This window comes from Stenotrophomonas sp. HMWF023, assembly GCF_003060985.1.
Classification (GTDB): domain Bacteria; phylum Pseudomonadota; class Gammaproteobacteria; order Xanthomonadales; family Xanthomonadaceae; genus Stenotrophomonas; species Stenotrophomonas lactitubi.
Genome location: NZ_QAIJ01000023.1, coordinates 1 through 19,931, shown reverse-complemented (window position 1 = coordinate 19,931; position 19,931 = coordinate 1). Strand labels below are relative to the sequence as shown.

The 19,931-nt window shown below is 64.6% G+C and carries 23 protein-coding genes; 14 read left to right on the top strand and 9 right to left on the bottom strand.

Annotation, left to right across the window (positions count from 1 at the left end):
* Positions 1–253: 253 nt before the first annotated feature.
* Positions 254–1,255 (top strand): helix-turn-helix domain-containing protein, encoded by a 1,002-nt coding sequence (locus DBR20_RS00785; protein WP_099821294.1) that lies wholly within the window; start codon positions 254–256, stop codon positions 1,253–1,255.
* A gap of 75 nt (positions 1,256–1,330) precedes the next feature.
* A complete protein-coding gene (locus DBR20_RS00780) occupies positions 1,331–2,572 on the top strand; it encodes a hypothetical protein (RefSeq protein WP_108264845.1) in 1,242 nt (413 codons plus the stop codon).
* A gap of 24 nt (positions 2,573–2,596) precedes the next feature.
* On the opposite strand, the gene DBR20_RS00775 is transcribed toward DBR20_RS00780, so the two are convergent.
* From DBR20_RS00775 to DBR20_RS00765, 3 genes are all read right to left on the bottom strand, one after another.
* The gene (locus tag DBR20_RS00775) at positions 2,597–3,097 is read right to left on the bottom strand and encodes a hypothetical protein (protein WP_108264844.1); all 501 of its coding nucleotides are present in this window, start codon (positions 3,095–3,097) and stop codon (positions 2,597–2,599) included.
* 90 nt (positions 3,098–3,187) lie between these two features.
* Positions 3,188–3,775, bottom strand: a complete 588-nt coding sequence (locus tag DBR20_RS00770; RefSeq protein WP_108264843.1) for a TetR/AcrR family transcriptional regulator — start codon at positions 3,773–3,775, stop codon at positions 3,188–3,190.
* 127 nt (positions 3,776–3,902) lie between these two features.
* Positions 3,903–4,856, bottom strand: coding sequence for an AraC family transcriptional regulator (locus DBR20_RS00765; protein ID WP_219927772.1), 954 nt, complete (start codon positions 4,854–4,856; stop codon positions 3,903–3,905).
* A gap of 101 nt (positions 4,857–4,957) precedes the next feature.
* On the opposite strand from DBR20_RS00765, the gene DBR20_RS00760 reads away from it, so the two are divergent.
* Positions 4,958–5,797, top strand: coding sequence for an oxidoreductase (locus DBR20_RS00760; protein WP_108264842.1), 840 nt, complete (start codon positions 4,958–4,960; stop codon positions 5,795–5,797).
* A 93-nt stretch (positions 5,798–5,890) separates the two neighbouring features.
* Here DBR20_RS00760 and DBR20_RS00755 read toward each other — a convergent pair whose 3' ends face one another.
* Complete coding sequence (locus tag DBR20_RS00755) at positions 5,891–7,660, bottom strand: oleate hydratase (protein WP_108264841.1); 1,770 nt, start codon at positions 7,658–7,660, stop codon at positions 5,891–5,893.
* Between the two features lie 120 nt (positions 7,661–7,780).
* On the bottom strand, positions 7,781–8,875 hold the full coding sequence (locus tag DBR20_RS00750) for an NAD(P)/FAD-dependent oxidoreductase (protein WP_108264840.1): 1,095 nt from the start codon (positions 8,873–8,875) through the stop codon (positions 7,781–7,783).
* Between the two features lie 82 nt (positions 8,876–8,957).
* Here DBR20_RS00750 and DBR20_RS00745 point away from each other — a divergent pair, with 82 nt between their 5' ends.
* Positions 8,958–9,413, top strand: a complete 456-nt coding sequence (locus tag DBR20_RS00745; protein ID WP_108264839.1) for a MarR family winged helix-turn-helix transcriptional regulator — start codon at positions 8,958–8,960, stop codon at positions 9,411–9,413.
* Between the two features lie 12 nt (positions 9,414–9,425).
* Here the strand turns inward: DBR20_RS00745 and DBR20_RS00740 are convergent, their stop codons facing one another.
* Positions 9,426–9,950 (bottom strand): GNAT family N-acetyltransferase, encoded by a 525-nt coding sequence (locus DBR20_RS00740; RefSeq protein WP_108264838.1) that lies wholly within the window; start codon positions 9,948–9,950, stop codon positions 9,426–9,428.
* A 289-nt stretch (positions 9,951–10,239) separates the two neighbouring features.
* Here DBR20_RS00740 and DBR20_RS00735 point away from each other — a divergent pair, with 289 nt between their 5' ends.
* The 4 genes from DBR20_RS00735 (at position 10,240) to DBR20_RS00720 (ending at position 12,094) form a co-directional block, all read left to right on the top strand.
* Entirely contained in the window at positions 10,240–10,695 is a 456-nt protein-coding gene (locus DBR20_RS00735; protein WP_108264837.1) for an SRPBCC domain-containing protein, read from the top strand.
* An 8-nt stretch (positions 10,696–10,703) separates the two neighbouring features.
* A complete protein-coding gene (locus DBR20_RS00730; protein ID WP_099783727.1) occupies positions 10,704–11,018 on the top strand; it encodes a metalloregulator ArsR/SmtB family transcription factor in 315 nt (104 codons plus the stop codon).
* Between the two features lie 2 nt (positions 11,019–11,020).
* A complete protein-coding gene (locus DBR20_RS00725; protein ID WP_033830924.1) occupies positions 11,021–11,479 on the top strand; it encodes an SRPBCC family protein in 459 nt (152 codons plus the stop codon).
* A 174-nt stretch (positions 11,480–11,653) separates the two neighbouring features.
* A complete protein-coding gene (locus DBR20_RS00720) occupies positions 11,654–12,094 on the top strand; it encodes a chemotaxis protein CheW (RefSeq protein WP_108264836.1) in 441 nt (146 codons plus the stop codon).
* A gap of 91 nt (positions 12,095–12,185) precedes the next feature.
* Here the strand turns inward: DBR20_RS00720 and DBR20_RS00715 are convergent, their stop codons facing one another.
* The gene (locus DBR20_RS00715) at positions 12,186–12,968 is read right to left on the bottom strand and encodes a 3-hydroxybutyrate dehydrogenase (protein ID WP_108264835.1); all 783 of its coding nucleotides are present in this window, start codon (positions 12,966–12,968) and stop codon (positions 12,186–12,188) included.
* A 148-nt stretch (positions 12,969–13,116) separates the two neighbouring features.
* Positions 13,117–13,491 (bottom strand): helix-turn-helix domain-containing protein, encoded by a 375-nt coding sequence (locus DBR20_RS00710; protein ID WP_108264834.1) that lies wholly within the window; start codon positions 13,489–13,491, stop codon positions 13,117–13,119.
* Between the two features lie 103 nt (positions 13,492–13,594).
* Between DBR20_RS00710 and DBR20_RS00705 the strand changes: the two genes are divergently transcribed.
* The 4 genes from DBR20_RS00705 (at position 13,595) to DBR20_RS00690 (ending at position 17,554) form a co-directional block, all read left to right on the top strand.
* A complete protein-coding gene (locus tag DBR20_RS00705) occupies positions 13,595–14,428 on the top strand; it encodes an enoyl-CoA hydratase/isomerase family protein (protein ID WP_108264833.1) in 834 nt (277 codons plus the stop codon).
* Positions 14,429–14,802: 374 nt separating this feature from the next.
* Positions 14,803–15,183 carry an HNH endonuclease gene (locus tag DBR20_RS00700; RefSeq protein WP_108264832.1) on the top strand — a complete coding sequence of 127 codons (381 nt, stop codon included), beginning with the start codon at positions 14,803–14,805 and terminating at the stop codon, positions 15,181–15,183.
* Positions 15,184–15,299: 116 nt separating this feature from the next.
* Positions 15,300–15,674, top strand: coding sequence for a nucleotide pyrophosphohydrolase (locus DBR20_RS00695; RefSeq protein ID WP_108264831.1), 375 nt, complete (start codon positions 15,300–15,302; stop codon positions 15,672–15,674).
* Positions 15,671–17,554: a DUF2075 domain-containing protein gene (locus DBR20_RS00690; RefSeq protein WP_108264830.1), complete on the top strand. Its 1,884-nt coding sequence runs from the start codon at positions 15,671–15,673 to the stop codon at positions 17,552–17,554. The genes DBR20_RS00695 and DBR20_RS00690 overlap by 4 nt, the downstream gene beginning before the upstream one ends.
* Before the next feature lie 88 nt (positions 17,555–17,642).
* On the opposite strand, the gene DBR20_RS00685 is transcribed toward DBR20_RS00690, so the two are convergent.
* The gene (locus tag DBR20_RS00685) at positions 17,643–18,482 is read right to left on the bottom strand and encodes a type 1 glutamine amidotransferase domain-containing protein (protein WP_108264829.1); all 840 of its coding nucleotides are present in this window, start codon (positions 18,480–18,482) and stop codon (positions 17,643–17,645) included.
* A 96-nt stretch (positions 18,483–18,578) separates the two neighbouring features.
* Here DBR20_RS00685 and DBR20_RS00680 point away from each other — a divergent pair, with 96 nt between their 5' ends.
* Together DBR20_RS00680 and DBR20_RS22265 are read left to right on the top strand one after the other, a co-directional pair.
* Complete coding sequence (locus DBR20_RS00680; protein ID WP_108264828.1) at positions 18,579–19,502, top strand: LysR family transcriptional regulator; 924 nt, start codon at positions 18,579–18,581, stop codon at positions 19,500–19,502.
* 216 nt (positions 19,503–19,718) lie between these two features.
* Positions 19,719–19,931, top strand: a 213-nt coding sequence (locus tag DBR20_RS22265) for a hypothetical protein (RefSeq protein WP_219927771.1), incomplete at its 3' end; no start/stop codon positions are given.

Below are 19,931 nucleotides of genomic sequence, written 5' to 3'. Positions count from 1 at the left end.
GGCATGGGGGCTCGTGGGGGTGGGCCGGAGACACACCTCCATTCAAGGGCCCACGCCCAACGCGCAACAGCGGATATCGCGTCATGTGACCGTCACATCGCGCCAGCCACATGACCGCTGGTAATGACCTTACGCAGCAACGTGCGCGCGTCCGGCGGCAACGCAAACCCGCCACCGGCCATATGCCGCACCGGTATCACCTCATGCCGCCATGACATGCTGGCGCAGGCACCTTCATCGGTAGCATCAAGCCATGCCCACCCTGCCTGCCGAACCGAACGCGCCCACCGTCGCCATCGTGGCCTGCCACGGCCAGGGCCTGTTCGAATTCGGCTGCGCGGTCGGTCTGTTCGCGCCCATCCGCCCCGAACTGGGCGTGGCCTGGTACCGCACCCAGCTCTGCGCTGGCGAACCCGGCGCACTGCGCATGCTCGGCAGCGCACAGGTACAGCTGCCCTACGATCTGAGCGCGGTCGACGACGCCGACATCATCGTCATTCCCGGCTGGCGCGAACCCAGCGAGCGCCCGCCGCAGGCGCTGCTCGATGCCCTCACCCGCGCCCATGCGCGCGGCGCCCGCATCACCTCCATCTGCTCCGGTGCATTCGTGCTTGCGTGGGCCGGCCTGCTCGATGGTCGCCAGGCCACCACCCACTGGCGGCTCACCGAAACGCTGGCCCGCGAGTTCCCACGCATCCACGTACGCGACGACGTGCTGTATGTGGACGCCGGCAGCATCATCACCTCGGCCGGGTCGGCCACGGGCATGGACATGATGCTGTACATGGTGCGCAAGGATTACGGTGCGCGCGTGGCCAACCTCGTAGCGGAGCGGCTGGTGCTGGCGCCGTGGCGCGATGCCGAACGCAGCCAGCGCGTCAGCCGCGCGATCCCGCTGGGCGAACCCACGCGGCTGGCGAAACTGATGGAATGGATGCGGCGCAATCTTCGCGAACCGCATTCGCTGGGCAGCCTCGCCGAACAGGCCGCGCTGAGCCAACGCACCCTGCAGCGGCAGTTTCTCGAAGCCACCGGCCTGTCGCCCATCGACTGGCTCATCCGCGAGCGCGTGGCCTACGCACGCGAACTGCTGGAAACCACCGACCGGCCGCTGCAATGGGTGGCCGAACAGGCGGGCTTTGGTTCGCAGGAATCGTTCCGTCGGCACTTCCGCGGCATGGTCGACGCCAGCCCCATCGAATACCGCAACCAGCATCGCAGTGGCATCAGCGCCGACCGGCTGGTGGGCTGCTGACAACCGCCCGGTCTTTCCACGCAGCCATCCACCCGGCAAGATGCAGGCACGACCCGGCCTGCCGATGGAACGGTGATGACTGCTACCCCATACAGGAACTACCGCTTCGGTATCGGCGTCTCGCTGGTACTGGCCAGTTTCCTCGCCGCGCTCGGCCTGATCGCGGTCTGCACCCCGAATCTCGGCTGGGGCGTGGTGGCGTTGGTCACCCTCGCGCTGTGGGTTGGCGTGCCGCTGCTGGTGCTGCTCCTGCTGGCCTGGGTCCGCTACATGGTGCGCGAGCGCGGGCATGTGCCGGGCCGTGTGCATGCCCTGATGTTCCTGCCCACTGTCCTCGCCCTGCTCATCGTTCCGCTGGGGCAAGCGCTGCACAGTACCGTGGACACCGCCACCGGTGGCTCACGCGCAGCCATCGCCGAAACGCACATCAACCTCAGTGGCAATGCACTGTGGCTGGACACCTCACCCTATGCCTCCACCTACTCCGGTGCCGGGCCCGACCTGCCCATGAATGGGCAGACACCCGAGCACTTCGTTGCTTTCCACCGCTACCCGAACGCACAGTCCGATGCAGACAGCGCCTTCCCCTACGACAACGCACGACTGAAACCAGGCATCGAGCACTACCATTACGGCGCCCCGCCCGGGGGCACCGGCACCCGCCTGCCACTGCGTCGCCAGTCCTATCCGGATACCACAGCGCTCACCCCCGTGTGGGGCACATCGGGGGGGCCAGACATCGTCCACCTCTACTACCACTATGCGGACCACGTCGAGGTTGCCCCCGCGCTGGCGCGTCTGGCCGGCGCTACCGAATACGAGCTCGAGCGCAGCCGCGTGGAAGGGCTGGTGCAGTTCAGGACGCACAACTACGGCGCCGCGCCGATCGTGCGCCTGGAAATCAATGGCGCGACGCTGGACATCGGCGACGACGCCATCGCGCCCATTCCTGCGCCCCCCGCTGCGTGCACGGCGTCCAACCACACCATCGGTGTCGCGCTGTTGAATCTCGACCAGCCGTTGCAGGTTCGCTGGCAGACTGCCGCCGCACCGCAGGAATGGCACAGCGCGCGCGTGCAGGTCCCTGCATTCCGCCAGCCGCAGCCATTGGATGGCCAATCCACCCTGCAGCGCGTGCTGCTTTACGTTCTGCCCGACGACACGCTGGCAGCAGAGCGCTACGTGGAGGTGTCCGCGGGCGATTCGCGGCGTGCCATCAAGGCCACCGGCCTGCCTGCCAACGCGACGGCGTACGCGACGTGCGGCAGCGCCAACGCCACCTATGGCGAAGACGCACCAGCACCGCTGGCAGACTGATCACCTGGACGGTCCCGCGCAGCGTCAGCCGCGTGCGCGTGCGTTGCGCGCATGTATCCGCCAGCACTGCGCCAGGAAGCCGATCGCAAACACCGCTGCACATCCCAGCAACGTCTGCAGGATCACCGGCGCCAATGGCGCAGCCGCAATCGGATGCGCCACCGGCAGTCGCGTCAGCGTTTCATTCACGCCCGGCACCAGCGACAGCAGGAAGCTGAAAGACAGCGCGAACGTGGACAGATAAGGCGCCAACCGGCCAAGGAAACGCAGCCGCGCCGCCAGCACGCCACCGAATGCAATCAGCAGGATCACCACACCAAACGCATGACCAGAGTTGAGGCCCCCGGTGCTGGAGACGGTGAACGACGTCGCCACCGACAGCACCAATCCCAGCAGATAGAGCTTGCCCGCGCGCGTAGCCGGAGCAATGGCGCGATGGCGGATGAATCCGTAAATGCCGGCGACGATGGGAACCAGGCTGATCGCGGTGTGTACGACGCCCAAGGGAGAAAGCGGATGACTCATGGCAACCTCTGCTGGAGTTATGAACCTACTAGTAGGTAGATTCAGTGGGCAAAAAGAAGACCCGCTTCGCGCAGGCCTTCCGGGAATCACTCAGACCGCCGCGCTCACCCGGGCAATCGACAACCGTGCCAGCGCCGCAAACGTCGCTGCATCACCAAAACCGCGCGCCGCCAGCATCGCGCCATGCACCGACGCCATGAAAGCCTTGGCCTCGTCGGCAGGCGTGCCCTGCAGGCGAAGCTGGCCGCGGGCCACGCCCTTCTCCAGCGTCGCGGTCAGCCAGCTGGTCAGATCCTCGAAGTGCCCGCGCACTTCGTCGGCAACTTCCGGCGGAATCATCGGCATCTCGGCAGCCAGCATCGCGCAGATGCAGAACGACGCCGTGCCACCGGCAATGCAGCTGGACCAGTAGTCCACGTACGCATTGAGCTCCTGCAACGGGTCTCCCAGCTGCCGATCCAGCAGTGCCAGGCCCTCGCGCGCCTCCGCCCGGTACAGCTCCACCACCGTGCGCACCAGGTCGGCCTTGCTGGGGAAATGGTGGTGGATGCTGGCCTTGCTGATGTTCACCCGCGCGGACACGTCGGCATAGCTGAAACCGTTGTAGCCACCGGCTTCCAGCAGCGAACGGGCCTGGGCCAGGATCTCGTGGGCCTTGGGAGAGAGCGACTCTTTCATGGGCGTAAACCTACTAGTAGGTAGACTCAATGTCAACCACCCTCCGCTGCGCTCGCCGGGCATGGCCCGGCGCTCCCTGACACGGGCTTCCCTGGTAGCGCCGGACCATGCCCGGCGAATGCCGCAATCAATGCGAAGACACATACACCGCATCGGCCGACGCCGGCGGCAACGCAAAGCTTCGCCGCATGCGCGCCACCTCGGCGGCCGGCGGCAACCCGAACAGGCGCTTGAATTCCCGATTGAACTGCGACGGGCTGGCGTACCCCACCGCCAGCGATGCCGCCTCGGCCGTCATGCCCTGCCGCAGCATCAGCAGCCGCGCCTGGTGCAGCCGCGTCGATTTCACGTACTGCATCGGCGAGGTGCCGGTAATGCTGCGGAAGTGATCATGGAACGTGGCCACGCTCATCTCCGCCTGCGCTGCCAGCGCCTCAACATCCAGCGCCGTCGAATAGGCCGCATGGATATGCCGCAGCACCTTGCCGATGCGGCCGAAGCGCCCGCGCATGGCCAGCGCCTCGCGCATCGCTCCACCCTGTGCGCCGGTCAGCACCCGGAAATACAGCTCGCGCACCAGCGAGGGGCCCAACACGTCTGCCTCCAACGGATCGGCCAGCGCCTCCAGCAACCGCAGCACGGTGGCCTGCATCGCACCCTGCATCGGGCTGGACATCATGCTCTGTGCCGGCGCTTCGGTGCTGGCGGCGCGCTCGCCCAGTTCGATCAGCAGATCCGCCGCCAGCTGCAGGTCCAGATGCAAGTAGATCGCCAGCAGCGGCGCCTCCGCCGTGGCCTCGGTTTCCATCGTGAATGGCACCGGCACCGACACCGCAAGATAGTGCTGCGCGTCGTACTGGTAGACCTGCCCGCCCAGATAGCCGCGCTTCACGCCTTGGCAGACGATCACGATGCCCGGGTCGTACAGCACCGGCGTGCGCGCCAGTGGCCGGTTCGAGCGCAGCAGTCGCACACCGGGCACTGCCGTCAGCGTGTAGCCCTCGTCCACCGTCAGCGCCTGCAACAGGCCGACCATGCGCGCCTGTGCGGGATGCTGCAGCGGGTCATCGGTCAACTGCATCGGGCGCACCATAGGAATAGGCAAGAACCGCCAAATAATAGGCCTGGGCTGCCCCGCACTCAACCACTAACGTGCAAGACCCCAGCCACGAGCCCTCGTCCATGACCGTTTCCCGCCTCCTCCTCATCACCGGCGTCAGCAGCGGCTTCGGCCGCGCCCTGGCCCAGCAGGCCCTGCTGGCCGGCCATCGCGTGGTCGGCACCGTGCGCAGCGAAACCGCCCGTCAGGATTTCGAAGCCCTCGCGCCGGGTCACGCCTTCGGCCGCCTCTTGGACGTCACCGACGCCGCCGCCATCGATGCATTGGTGGCCAGCGTCGAAGCCGACATCGGCGCCATCGACGTACTGGTCAACAACGCCGGCTACGGCCACGAAGGCATCCTCGAAGAATCCACGCTGGACGAGCTGCGCCACCAGTTCGAAGTGAACGTGTTCGGTCCTGCCGCGCTGATCAAAGCCGTGCTGCCGCACATGCGCGCGCGCCGTCGCGGCCACATCCTCAACATCACCTCTATGGGCGGTTTCATCACCCTGCCTGGCATCGCCTGGTACTGCGGCAGCAAGTTCGCGCTGGAAGGCATCAGCGAGGTGCTGGGCAAGGAAGTCGCGCCGTTCGGTATCCACGTGACCGCTATCGCGCCGGGCTCGTTCCGCACCGATTGGGCTGGCCGTTCGATGGTGCGGGCCTCGCGCAGCATCGGCGACTACGACGCGCTGTTCGACCCGATCCGCCGCGCGCGCGAGGAAAAGAGTGGCCATCAGCTGGGCGACCCGATCAAGGCCGCGCAGGCCATGCTGCAGGTGATCGACACCCCCAACCCACCCACGCACCTGCTGCTGGGCAGCGATGCCCTGCAACTGGTACGCGGCAAGCTGGCTGCCATGGCAGAGCGCATCGATACCTGGGAAAGCCTCAGCCGTTCCACCGACGGCGGGGTGTAAGTGCAGGCGGTAGCGCCGGGCCATGCCCGGCGAGCGAAGCGGCGCCGAAAGAAGCCGCCGGGCGTGGCCCGGCGCTACCTACGCCCCGCTCGCTCAGTCGTCCTGCACCAGCTTGAACTCACGCAGAAGCCCGCCGATCTGGGTCTTGTCCAGCTTGTTCATCAGCAGGTTGCGCAGGAACGCCGGCCCCGGAATGTCCAGCTCCTTGCCATCGCGCAGGCGACCGGTCGCCGCCAGCAGCGTGCGCACGTCGTAGGTGGAATTGAACACCTCCGGCACGCCACGCTCGATGCCCAGCAGGGTGTATACCGCTTCCATCGGCGTACGCACCGAATACTCGGTGGTGAAGATGCAATCGCGCTGTTTCGATTCCGCGAACTGGCCGATGAAGGCGAAATTCACCGCGCCCTCCGGCACCACGTCCGGGCGGTCACCAGCCTGGCGCGGCATGAAGAACGCGGTGATGTACGGCATCATCACCGGCACCGTCTTCGCCCCGGTCGCCGCCAGTTCGTCAATCTCCTCCACCGGCACGCCCAGGTGGTACAGCCACTCGCGGGTGATCTCCTCGCCCGTGCAGTCCTGCATCGGCTTGTTCACGTAATCGCCGGGCGTATCCACGAACAGCGAATACACCCACACCACGATCTGGTCCTTCGGCTGGTTCTTGAAGTGTGGCTGGCGGTTCACCGTCCAGCTCATCAGCCAGCGCGAATCGCGCACGCTCACGATGCCACCGGTCACCACCCTGCCACTGAACGGATCGCGCTTGGCGATCTTCTCGATGTACGCCGGAATGCGCGCGTCCAGCGTGGTCACCGTTGCCGATTCCCACTTGGTTTCCGCTATATGCGCGCAGAACACATCCGGGCGCCCGAACGCCGCATCCTTGGCCGCGATGCGCCGCCACAGGTCCCACGCCGGTGCCGGGCCTTCATTCAAGCGCGCAGCGGTGTGGTGGTCGCCGTTGTCGGAATTCTCGGTGAGCGAGCCGATCGTCATGAACACCAGATCGTCCGCGCCCAGGTCCATGCCGCCGGCCTGACCATCCCGCGTCCAGTGAATGCGCGTGGCCTGCTTGCGGCCCTCCTGCAGGTCGAAGTCAACATCGGTCACTTCAGTGCCGTACTGGAAACGCACGCCGCGCTCCTGCAGCCACTTCACCAGCGGCAGCACCAGCGATTCGTACTGGTTGTACTTGGTGAACTTCAGCGCCGAGAAATCCGGCAGCCCGCCGATATGGTGGATGAAACGATGCAGGTACAGCTTCATCTCCAGCGCCGAGTGCCATTCCTCGAACGCGAACATCGTGCGCCAGTACAGCCAGAAATTGCTGTCCAGGAAATCGCGGCCAAGCACTTCGTTGATGCGCTTGTTCTCCATCTCCTGCCGGGTGGCCAGGAACAGCGCGATCACGTCCTTCTGCGCCTGCTCGCTCAGGGTGAACAAGCCATCGGTATGCGCATCTTCGCCGCGATTGATCGTGGCACGCTGCAGCGAATAGTTCGGGTCGTCCTTGTTCAACCAGTAGAACTCGTCCAGCACACTGGCATCGTCGATTTCCAACGACGGAATCGAACGGAACAGATCCCACAGGCACTCGAAATGGTCTTCCATCTCGCGGCCGCCGCGGATCACGAAACCCTTCTCCGGCACCTTCAGGCCATCCAGCGCGCCACCGGCAATCTGCTGCTGTTCCAGGATGGTGATGCGCTCGCCGGGCATGCGCCCATCGCGCACCAGGAACGCCGCACCGGCCAGCGAGGCCAGGCCCGAACCCACGAACCAGGCCGTCTTGTTGTCCACGCCCGCCGGCTTGCGCGGGCGTGCGAAGGCCTCGTAGTTGCCACTGCTGTAGTACATGCGCGTCTCCTTCCTGGATGGGGTAGCCCCCACTCTAGCGCCGAACCGATGTACCGCATCCTGCAGAGAGACTGCGACGCAGTGACGCAGGTGCTTGCTGTCCCCGCGTTTCCAGCGGCCTCAACCGCCGTCAGCCGTCGCCTCGGTAGTGAACCAGCGCTGGAACCCGTCGATGGCGTCCGGCATCAGCGCGCTGGCGCGCTCACGCACAATGGACTCGGCGTGGCGAATGGCACTCACTGCATCCGGCTGCGCGCACAACGCCATCGCCACATCCGACGCGTCCAGCATCGCCAGGTTCACGCCCACGCCCACCGGCGGCATCAGATGGGCAGCATCGCCGATCAGCGTCACGCCGTTGCGCGGTGTCCAACGGAAATCCGCCGGCAGGCTGTAGATCGGCCGCCGCACGAAGTCGGTGCACGCCTCCAGCAGCCGCCGCAGGTTCGGTGCCCAGCCGGTGTAGCTGCCTGTCACCAGCGCGCGCATGCCTTGTTGCGCGATCTGCGCATCAAGCCAATCAGAAGGCCGCTTCAGCGCCGCGTACACGCAGAGTCGATCGCCGCTGTTGCGCTGCACGAACAGCGCCTCCTCGCCGCCAAAGCAGAACAGGCTGCCCTGCCCCACCATGCCCGCGATATCCGCCGCAGGCTGCGCGATCCATCCTTCAAAGAAAGTAATGCCGGTCGGCAGCGGCTGGCACGCACTCAACGCAGCGCGGACTTTCGACCACGCACCATCGGCACCAATCACGATGTCCGCCTCGGCCTGTACACCATTGGCGAAGCGCAGGCTGTGGCAGCCAGCATCTGCAGGTTCCATCCCGCTCAGGCAATGGCCCCACTGCACCGTGTAGGCCGGCAGCGCATCCAGCAGCAGTTGGCGCAGGTCGCCGCGGTCGATCTCCGGCTTGTCCATGCTTCCCTCCGGCCCGAACCCACCTGCGGTAATCGCCCCGGACCACGGATCCCCCATCCGCGCCTCCTGGCCTTCATGGCGCGCCACCGCCCGGAACGCCTCCAGCAGACCAGCGCGCTGCAGCGCCACCTGGCCGGAATCCTCATGCAGGTCCAGCGTGCCGCCCTGGGTGCGCTGCTGCCCGGACGACTCGCCCTCGTACACGCTTACGCGATGACCGCCGCGATGCAGGATGAGCGCCGCGGTCAGGCCGGCGGGGCCTCCACCGATGATGGCAATACGTGGAGGGTGCGGCATGAGGTGGCCTGTTGGTCGGTTGATATATCAACCGTAGAACGCCCGGGTTGACACGTCAACCAACCACGGGCAACGTGAGCGCGTGACCCCACCCACCATCACCCCTGACGAGTGGGCCGCCTGGCGCGGCTTCCGGCGCATGGCCGAGATCACCTCCGGCCGCATCGTCCACGACATCACCCGCAGCACCGGACTCTCCAGTGCCGACTTCGTCGTGCTGATGGAACTGAGCAAGGCCAAGGACCGCTGCCGCCGCCAGCGCGAACTGCTGGACTACCTGGAATGGGACAAAACCCGGCTCTCGCACCAACTCACCCGCATGGCCGGCCGTGGCCTGATCGAGCGCGACACCGACAGTGACAACGTGGTGGTGATCCGCATGACCGCAGAAGGTCGCACCCAGCTAGGCGCAGCGCGGCCGGTACACGTCGCCAGCGTGCGCCGGAATTTCCTCGATCATCTCTCAGCCGATGACCTGGCCGCGCTGCAGCAGATCACCGACAAACTGCATGCAGCACTACAGGACGCAGAGAACTGAGACGCCGCCAGGTCACAGACGGCGGCCCAACACCTGCCCCGGCCAGCCATCCACGTTGAAGGTCGACAGCCGTTCGTAACCGCACGATTCGTAGAAGCGCACCAGCTCGCCACTGCCACCGCCATAGCAATCCACGCGCAGGTAATCCAATCCCGCTGCGCGGGCCTGCTCGTCGGCGAACGCCATCAAACGCCGGCCGATGCCACGTACCCGCGCATCGCGCGAAGCAATCAACACGCGTACATACAGCTCCGGCTCGGTCGCCGCAGGCACATAGGGCATGGCCTCGCCCAACGCCAGGAACGCACGCACCTTGCCCTGCGCGGATTCCGCCACCCACGCACCGGGCAGTGCGCAGGCATCGGTCACCTGGGTAATGCGCCGCGGAATGGACGACCACGCCTCGGTACCCCACTGCTGCGGATTGCCGATGGCCACGAACCACGCAATCACTTCATCGAACAGCTCCAGCACCGCAGGCGCATCGGCCACGCTGGCGCGACGAATCGTCAGCGCCTCTTTTCCAGCATCACTCACGCGTAGTACTCCTTTCATTCAACGAACCCGAACGGCTGCAATCACCCGGCTCCGCCCAGAATGCCGCCGCGCACCAGGCATCACCACGGCCAAAAGTCCATTGCGCGCCGCTAACCAGTAGTGCCGGCCGCTGGCCGGCAGCTGCAATCACCCACTCCACCAAGCTGCCGGCCAGCGGCCGGCACTACCACGGCCGGGCGTTCACGGCGGCGGAGTTGACATGCAGGTATTTACCTGCCTATTGTGATCCCACGGACGGCACCCCGCCGCCCACCGTGGAGCCGCAGTCATGGTGGATATCGCTCACAGAGTCGGCATCAACGCCCCATCAGCCCAGGTCTACCAGGCCCTGGCCAGCCCCGAAGGCATCGCCGCCTGGTGGGCCGAAGACACCACCGGCGACCAACACCCCGGCGGCACCGTCACCGCCCGCTTCACCGCCAACGGCCAGGAAATCGGCGCCATGCAGATGAAGCTGCTGCAACTGCAGCCCAACGAGCTGGTGCTGTGGGAATTCATCGATGGCCCGCCGGAATGGATCGGCACCACCGCGCGTTTCGCCCTGCACCAGGACGGCGACTACTGCATCGTGCTGTTCACTCACGAAGGCTGGAAGGAACGCGTGGAGTTCATGCACCACTGCAGCACCAAATGGGCCATCTTCCTGATGAGCCTGAAATCCCTGCTGGAAACCGGGCGCGGCCGGCCGAGCCCGCACGACATCAAGATCGACAACTGGAACTGAAAACCCCCATGGATGCAGACAAGGTGTTCAAGGCACTGGCCGACCCCACGCGCCGCACGCTGCTGGACCTGCTGTGCGCGCGCAACGGGCAGACGCTCGGGCAACTCTGCGAGCACCTGCAGATGGCCCGGCAATCGGTCACCCAGCACCTGGGCCTGCTGGAAGACGCCAACCTGATCAGCACCGTCAGGCGCGGCCGCGAGAAGCTGCACTTCATCAACCCGGTGCCGCTGCACGACGTCTATACGCGCTGGGTAAGCAAGTTCGAGCAGCAGCGCCTGAGCCTGCTGCATGACCTCAAACAGGAACTGGAAGGAGAATGACCATGAGCGCTGAATCCACCCGTTTCATCCACGTGATCTATATCGCCTCCACGCCGCAGAAGGTGTTCGAGGCCATCACCCGGCCGGAGATTGCCCGCACCTACTGGGGCCATGAAAACGTATCGGACTGGAAACCCGGTTCGCGCTGGCAACACGTGCGCGCCAACGACGAGCGCAAGGTCGAGCTGGTTGGCGAGGTAGTGGAAAACACCCCGCCCTCGCGGCTTGTGATCACCTGGGCCGCCGCCTCGCAGGCGGACAACCCAAAGGCCTACAGCCGGGTGACGTTCGAAATCGTGCCCTATGAGGACATGGTCAAGCTGACGGTGACCCATGACGAGTTGGAACCGGGCAGCGGCATGGATACCGGCATCCGCCAGGGCTGGCCGATCGTGCTGTCGAGCCTGAAGTCGTTGCTGGAAACCGGCAAAGGCCTGGACGTCTTCGCCAAACCCCAGTAGTGCCAGCCCATGGCTGGCAATCCGCGCCCAGCCCAAGCCAACCCGTGAAGGAGCCTTGATTCCGCTGAACGACGCATGCAACACGTGTTGGCCGCTCACCCGTCAAGCACGCGTTACACCACGTCGACACGGCATCATTGCGACGCAGTCTAAATACCCTTCCACAGGTTCCTCTTGCAGCCCTCTTCCCCTTCGGCCGGTGAACCGGCCCCGTCGTCGCCGGCCTTCATTGAAGTTGTTGTTGTGCGGGCCGGTACCCACCTGTTTGCAGTCGATGTTGAAGCCGCGATTGAAATCCGCGGGCCTGAAACCTTTGATCGCCCCGGCAGTAGCGCGCGCCCGCATCTCACCGTGCGCGGCCACGCCCTGCCGGTGGTCGACCTGCGCCAGGCCATTGGCTTGGCCGCCTTCGCCCACGGCTGCCCGGCCATGCTGCTGATGCAGGCCGGCGCGGAAAGCCTTGCGCTGGCCGTCGACGAGGTGCGGGAGATCGAAAGCGTGCCACGCCACAAGGTGCAGCCCGCCGCGGATATCCCGTTCGGGTTCTGCAGCCATCACGTCACGCTGGGCGACCTCGACGAGGTTCCCTTGATCGATCCCGCACGGCTTCGGTAACGCCGAACCACCGCGCCAACCTCCCGATAACACCGGACCCCACACCAATCTCCCGGTAGCGCCCGGCCATGCCCGGCGGGCAGCCAGCCAGCTACCGCGCCGTCCAGCCCCCATCCACCGGCAGCGCCGTACCCGTGATCTGCGCCGCAGCGTCCGAGGCCAGGAACACCACCATCTCCCCCAGCTGCTCGGGCGTCACGAACTGCAACGAGGGCTGTTTCTCGGCCAGCAGCCCGCGAGCGGCGGACTCTTGGTCCGTTCCCTCGCGCTCCGCCAACGCGGTGATCTGTTGCTCGACCAGCGCCGTTCGCACCCAACCCGGGCAGATGGCGTTGGCGGTGATGCCCGTGCCTGCGTTTTCCAGCGCGGTCACCTTGGTGAACCCCACCACGCCATGCTTGGCCGCCACATAGGCCGACTTGTTCACTGACCCGACCAGCCCGTGCACCGACGCGATGTTGATGATTCGACCGGACCCCTGCTGCTTCATGTAAGGCAAGGCCGCCGCCGTTGAGTGGAACACCGCCGAGAGATTCAGCGCGAGGATCGCATCCCACTTCGCTACGGGAAATTCCTCGATCGATGCGGTGTGCTGGATGCCCGCATTGTTCACCAGAATGTCGATACGCCCCATTTTCGCAACGGCGTGGGTGATCATTTCGCGCACCGCATCGCCACGGGAGAGGTCAGCGCCATCATGCGCCACCCGTACGCCGAACTCGGCTTCCAGGCCGGAACGGATGCGTTCGATCTCCGCCGCATCGCCAAATCCATTCAACACAATATCGGCGCCCTGCCGCGCCAGCGCGGTGGCAATGCCAAGACCGATACCGCTGGTAGAGCCGGTGACCACCGCAACTTTTCCATTGAACATGGGCGAGCTTCCATCGGGCGTAGGCAGCCAGTGTAGCTTCCACGCCACGCATGGAGGTCATGTCAGCCCCAGCGCGAAAACCCGCGCCTGCACCATGCGGTACGAACGGGTGCCGGCGGGCCGCCGTACGCTCCCACGCCGCCATCATTCAGGAAATGGCGGGATCCACACGCGCGTCATAGCTGCGCTGATAGTCCTGAATCCGTTCCATGTTCTTGACGGTCCAGTCGAACAGTATCGAGAACGGCTCCTGCAATGATCGACCGAGCGGCGTCAACGCATATTCCACGCCCAGTACCCTGCCCTCCAGCACCCTGCGCGTCACCATGCCGTTGCGTTCCAGCTTTCTCAGCGTCTGCGTCAGCACGCGCTGGGTGACGCCATCAAGGCGGCGTTTGATCGCATTGAAGCGACGCGGCTCGCGCAACACCGTCAGCACCATCATCGACCACTTGTCGGCGATCTGGTCGAGGATCACGCGACTCGGGCAGTCGGCGCGGTAGATCGGGTCAGTCTCATCCATCGGTATCCTCCTGCATCCCTGGGATGCTTCAGGTGCGTAATTGACGCTAGGTATCCAAAGAATACCATCAGGCCAACAGCACACCCCACCCAGGAATATCCAGATGACAACAACGGAATTCAGCAGGCTTCACATCTCCAGCGCGAATGGTGTCTCCACGATCACGATCGACAACCCGCCGGTAAACGTTCTCGACGTTCCGCTGATGAGCGAGATACGCCGCTTTCTACTCTCCGTTCGCGACGATCAAAACACGCGCGTGCTGGTTTTCCAGAGTGCGGACCCAGAGTTCTTCATTGCCCATGTCGACATGACATTGATCGACGAGCCGCACGCGTTCGACGATGTTGCCCGCGAAGCTCCAGAAGGCCTCAACCCGTTCCAGGCGTTCGGCGAGCTGCTACGAGAGCAGCCGCAGGTCGCGATCGTCAAGCTGGCCGGATTGGCGCGCGGCGGAGGCGCTGAATTCATTTCAGCGGCCGACATGGCGTTTGCCGCAGAAGGCCAAGCGGGACTTGCCCAGTGCGAGGCGTTGATGGGCATTACGCCCGGGGGCGGCGCCACTCAGTATCTATCTACCCGGATGACGCGCGGTCGCACGCTTGAAGTGATCCTGGGCGCCGATGTCATCAGTGCGACAACCGCGGAGCGTTATGGATGGATCAACCGCGCGTTGCCTGCGGCAGAGCTCGACGGTTTCGTAGATCGACTGGCGCGCAACATCGCGGCGCTGCCCGAGGGCGTCATTGCCGCGGCCAAGAAGGCAGTGCCGATGGCAGACCTGCGGGAGGGCTTTCGTCGCGAGCACGACGCATGGGCAGGACTGTTCGCGCGCCCTGCGGCCGAAAATCTCATTCGGGGCGGGCTCAAGGCAGGCGCGCAAACCAAGGGCGGCGAGAGGAATCTGGAGGCGCTGCTTCGCCAGTTGGAAGTGTAGCGGCGCCACGTAGGCCCTGGAGGGAGGCTTGCTTCCGGGCCGCTAGGTGGATGAGTGGGTGGTTGATGGGCTGTTCTTTGCCTGTCGGGAGCTAGCTGAATTGGTTTGTCCAGAGATTGGACCGGACTAGAGCTTTGAGCTTCGGCTGCACCACGAAGGGCGACTGATAGCCGCCCTTCCCCACATAGCCAGTTCGGCGCTGCAGGCGTCCGCTAGCGATCCGCCGTCGGTCTTGCACGACAAACCCGCTCGTCGTATAACTCCATTGCCGAGCGCTACAGCGTCGGCGCTTTGCCCGCATAGCCAATGGCTCCGGGTGCCCGAGGTCCACCTATAGGCGGCACGGGAATCAACTTTGATTCCAGAGCCCGCCAATGACCTCAAATACTCTCAAATCGCTTCGTGCCAGATCGTTCCGCGCCCAGAACGGGTGTTGCTATTACTGTGGCGTGCGCATGTGGTTGGCATCGCCCGACGAACTGGGCATGTGCTCGCGATCCGCACGCCCCTTCCAGTGCACAGCGGAACACCTCCTGGCTCAGCAAGATGGCGGCAAGGACACTGCGGAAAACGTAGTGGCAGCTTGTCATCGATGCAATCAACGCCGCCATAGACGCCAAACGCCTGCGCCATCGCCGCATTCGTATCTGTGTCATGTGCGAAACAGGATGGCCAAAGGAACGTGGCATCCCGCCAGTCCGGCGGCACAACGAACACGGAGTAACCGGAGCGTGCTCCCACTCCCACGGACTTGAAAGCCGGCCCCTCGCTTCGCTGCCGCGTCGATCGCGGCAGCGACGATCCGACGCTGTCGCATACGGCCCAAACGCAAGGGTAGAATTGGCCACACTCTGTCGTATTAGGCCCTGCCATGGAAACGTCTCTCGTCGAGGTCAACGGCGCTGCCCAAGCGCTCAGGGAATTCGCAGAAGCCCGTGACTGGACGCAGTTCCATTCCCCGAAGAACCTTGTCATGGCCCTCTCCGGTGAAGTTGGAGAGCTGAACGAGATTTTCCAGTGGATGACAGAGGCCGATTCGTTCAAGGCGGCATACTCGGAAGCCACCGCCAACGCCGTGCGCGATGAAATCGCCGATGTGGCGCTCTACCTCATCCGGCTGTCGGACGTGCTCGGGATCGATTTGAATGCCGCTGTCAGCAGCAAGCTGGCCACGAATGCTGCCAAGTACCCGGTCGATCTCTCGCGCGGCGTCAGCACCAAGTACAACAAGCTGTCGCAGCCATGATCGTCTATCAGGCAGACAAGGAGTCCTTCCTTCTTCACTGCAACGACAAGGAAATCGAGGAGGTCATCCGCGCCAGCTTCAAGGCGGCGACAAGAGGTGACGTCGGCGAGTCCGAGGTCCGATCCTGGCGCGAATCGCTGAGATACGTCGCGCGTGCACTTTCCCACCACTCCATTCCCAACGACATCGGTGTGGCGGTGGAGTTCATTCTTCCCCAGTCGAAGAAGCGCATCGACGTCGTCCTGACCGGTCACGCCGAGGACGGCTCGCCCCACGTCATCATCGTCGAGCTCAAACAGTGGTCGACCATCAAGCCGACCAAGCGCGACGCCATCGTGGAGCTTCGCGAAGGACAGCCACTGGTCCACCCCAGCTATCAGGCGTGGTCCTACGCTGCGTTCCTCGAGGGCTTCAACGAAGCGGTCCACGAAGGAAAACTCCAGCTTCATCCCTGCGCCTATCTGCACAACTACGTGCCGGACGGTGTCATCGACTCGCCCCACTATCAGCCCTACATAGAACGTGCTCCGCTCTTCCTGAAGAGTACTGGCGATCTTGAAAGACTGCGTAGCTTCATCAGTCAGTACACCAGCAAGGGCGATGGCGCGACGGTGCTTGCCGAGCTGGAGAATGGCCGGATCCGTCCTTCCAAGGCACTCGCGGACGATGTGCATAGGCTACTGAAGGGAAATAGCTCCTTTGCGCTGCTCGATGAGCAGAAGCACGTATTTGAAGCAGCCAAGGCGGCATGCGCCCAGGCGCACGCCAGCGGAAAGCCCCGCGTCGTCATCGTTGAAGGCGGCCCTGGCACAGGCAAGTCGATTGTCGCTGTAAACCTACTCGCAGCGCTTCGCGACGGATTGACCGTCAAGTACATCTCAAAGAATGCGGCGCCTCGCGCCGTTTACAGCAACACACTCATCCAGACGCCCGAAAACGCCCATCTGGTACATCTTTTCGGCGGGTCCGGTTCATTCACCGAATCGGCGCAGAACGCCTACGACGTGTTGGTCGTGGATGAGGCACACCGCCTTACCGAGAAAAGCGGTTTCTATGGCAACCTCGGTACGCACCAGATTCAGGAACTGATCAACGCCGCACTCTGTAGCGTGTTCTTCATTGACGAAGACCAGCGGGTCACGCTCAAGGACGTCGGGACCAAAGAGGCCATTCGGGACTTCGCCATCGCCCGTGGAGCGGCGGTGGAGGAATACGTCCTGTCCTCGCAATTCCGCTGTGCAGGCTCCGACGGCTATCTCGCATGGCTGGATGACGTGTTGCAGATCCGCACAACCGCGAACACGACACTCGAAGAGATCAACTACGACTTCCAGGTATTCGATGATCCGGCCACGCTGCACACGGCCATCGAAGCCAAGAACAGCGGAAACCGCGCGCGCGTGGTGGCTGGCTACTGCTGGCCTTGGAACAGCAAAAAGAACAGCAAGGCGATGGACATTGTCATCGACAACTACCGGCGGCAATGGAACCTCAACGAGGACGGAAGCCTCTGGATCATCTCCCCAGAGTCAATTGACCAGGTGGGCTGCATCCATACTTGCCAAGGGTTGGAGGTCGACTACATCGGCGTGATCATCGGGCCGGACCTCGTCATGGAGGACGGCGCCCTCATGACCGTACCGCGTGCGCGCGATCGGCACGACAAGACGATGAAGGGCTACGTGAAGCTGTCAAAGTCCCACCCCGCCCATGCCGCCGAACTTGCGGACACCATCATCAAGAACACCTACCGCACCTTGATGACCCGCGGAATGAAGGGGTGCTACGTCTACGCGACCGATCCGCAGGTTGCCGCCTACTTCAGGGCCCGACTCCAGCATGCCGCAGCGGTTGAACAGGCTGTGGAGTTGGAGGCCTGAGCGCCTCCATCTGACAGGTCACTCGGCGCATGTCCCGCGCAATGCGCGCGGGATTCTTCAGAACGAAAAGCGCGCTGAACGGGCAGGCTTACTTCAACCGCTCAACCAACCGCTGCCCCACTTCCAGCGCCGAAGCCGGGTTCTGCCCGGTGATCAGCTCACGATCCACCACCACATGGCCCGTCCACGGCGTGGCATTGCTGGTGAACCGCGCGCCCGCCCGCTGCAACGCGGTCTGCGGGTAGAACTTCATCTCACCGCCGCCCAGCAGCGGCTTGGCCTGCTCTTCTTCCTGGTTGCTGATCACCGTCATTTGGTAGCCGCTGTAGATCCACTTCGGCGTGGCCGGCATCGCACCGGCTTCCAGCTTCGCCACGAAACCAGAAGCATCCGGCAGCGTGGACAGCAGCGCGATCGGCCCGTGGCAGACCAGCGCGGTGGTCTTATTGCGCTTATGGAAGTCAGCCAGCAGCCGGCCCAGCGCCGGGCTCTTCAGCAGGTCCTGCATCGGCGCGTGGCCACCGGGAATGTAGACCGCATCGAAGCGTGCGTAGCCCTGCTGCTCGACACGCGCCAGGCTGACCACCGGCGAGGCCGTCGGCGAGGTCAGCGCCAGTTTCTCCAGCAGGTCCTTGTGCAGCTTCAGCTGCGCGGCATCATTGCCGAAGTACGCCGGCGCCACCGAGGACGCATCCACCGTCGGTGCCCGCCCCTGCGGCGTGGCGAGGGTCACCTCATGGCCCGCGTCCAGCAGCAGCTTGACCGGCTGCATCAGCTCGTTGAGATAGAAGCCGGTGGACAGCACCTTGCCGTCCTTCAGGTCCAGGTGGTGTTCGTCGGACAGCACCACCAGCACGTTGGCGGCCTGCGCGCCGGTCGCGGCCAGGGTCAGGGCCAGCGCTGCGGCCAGCCGGGTCATCAGGTTCATGGGGAGCTCCTATCGGGGAATGGCCGCCACTTTATTCATCGCCCCAGCGGCGATAAATTGGCCCCATCGCAAAACATCTGTTCCCCGGACAGCCAAATGAGCCGCAAGTTCGACTACCTGGGCGATGTGGAGGTGTTCCTGGCGGTGGTCGAGCACGGCTCGTTCACCGCCGGCGCGGTGGCGCTGTCCACCACGCCCTCGGTGCTGAGCCGCGCGGTCACCCGCCTGGAAGCGCGGCTGGGCCGCCAGCTGCTGCAGCGGACCACCCGCCGCGTGGGCCTGACCGACGCCGGGCGGCTCTATCTGGGACAGGTGCGCACCGCCTTCGGCCTACTGGACGACGCCGAGCGCGACGTACTGGCCCAGGACGGTGCGCTGGCCGGCCGCGTGCGCCTGAGCGTGCCCACCACCTATGGCCACTACCGGCTGCCGCCAGTGCTGGCGCGCTTTGCGCAGCAGTACCCGCAGGTGCAGGTGGAACTGAACATCACCAACCGCAACGTGGACCTGGTGGCCGAAGGTTTCGACCTGGCCATCCGCCTGGGCCAGCTGCCGGACAGTGGGCTGGTGGCGCGGAAGCTGGAAGACGCCCCGCTGCTGTTGGTGGCCGCGCCGGACTACCTGCAGCGCCGCGGCACGCCGCAGACGCTGGACGACCTGCAGCAGCACCTGTGCCTGCCCTTCGTGATGCCGCGCACCGGGCGGCTGGCGCCGTGGATCTTCCGCGACGGCGGGCGCGACGTGGACTGGCTGCCGCGTTCGTCCATCGAGACCTCCGACGATGTGCTGGGCGTGGTGTCGCTGGCCGAACAGGGCATCGGCATCTGCCAGAGCTATGAGTTCATCGTGCGCGAGCGATTGCAGCGCGGGCAGCTGGTGGAAGTGCTGCCGCAGTTGCGTGGGCGGTCAAGGCCGTTCTCGGTGATCTATGCGCCGCATCGGCGGCAGTCGGCGGCGGCGCGGGCGATGATTGAGCTGCTGGTGGGGAATGCGGCGTTGGTTGCGGATGGTGCTGATTGAGGCTGCGACGCTCGCTGGCGGTGTCGTGTTTGAACCGTTTTTCGTGGTGTGCAGCTGATCAGACGCCGTTGCCTGACGAGGTGGACTAAGAACTGTTGTAAAGAAGGCCGTCGCGCTATGCGCTTGCGGCATGGGCGATTGCGGCACTTTGATTCGCAATCAACAGTGCGGCTGCGCGAATGCGTCTGATGGCGTCGCGTGCTGCACGATTGCTGCGTGCAACAATGGATCTTCGCTCTCGAATCCCGCGATTTCTTCGCGAAATTCAATTTGCATTCGAAGCGGCAGCGTAAAGACCATGGCGCGCCACCGACAACGGGTGGCCGGGCGTCCAAACCCGTGATGATGTTCGCGTCAGTTGTTTACGCTTGCCCGTCGGCACCGCCCTTAACCGGTGCCGGCGGGCAATCCGTCGGCCTTTATGGCGGG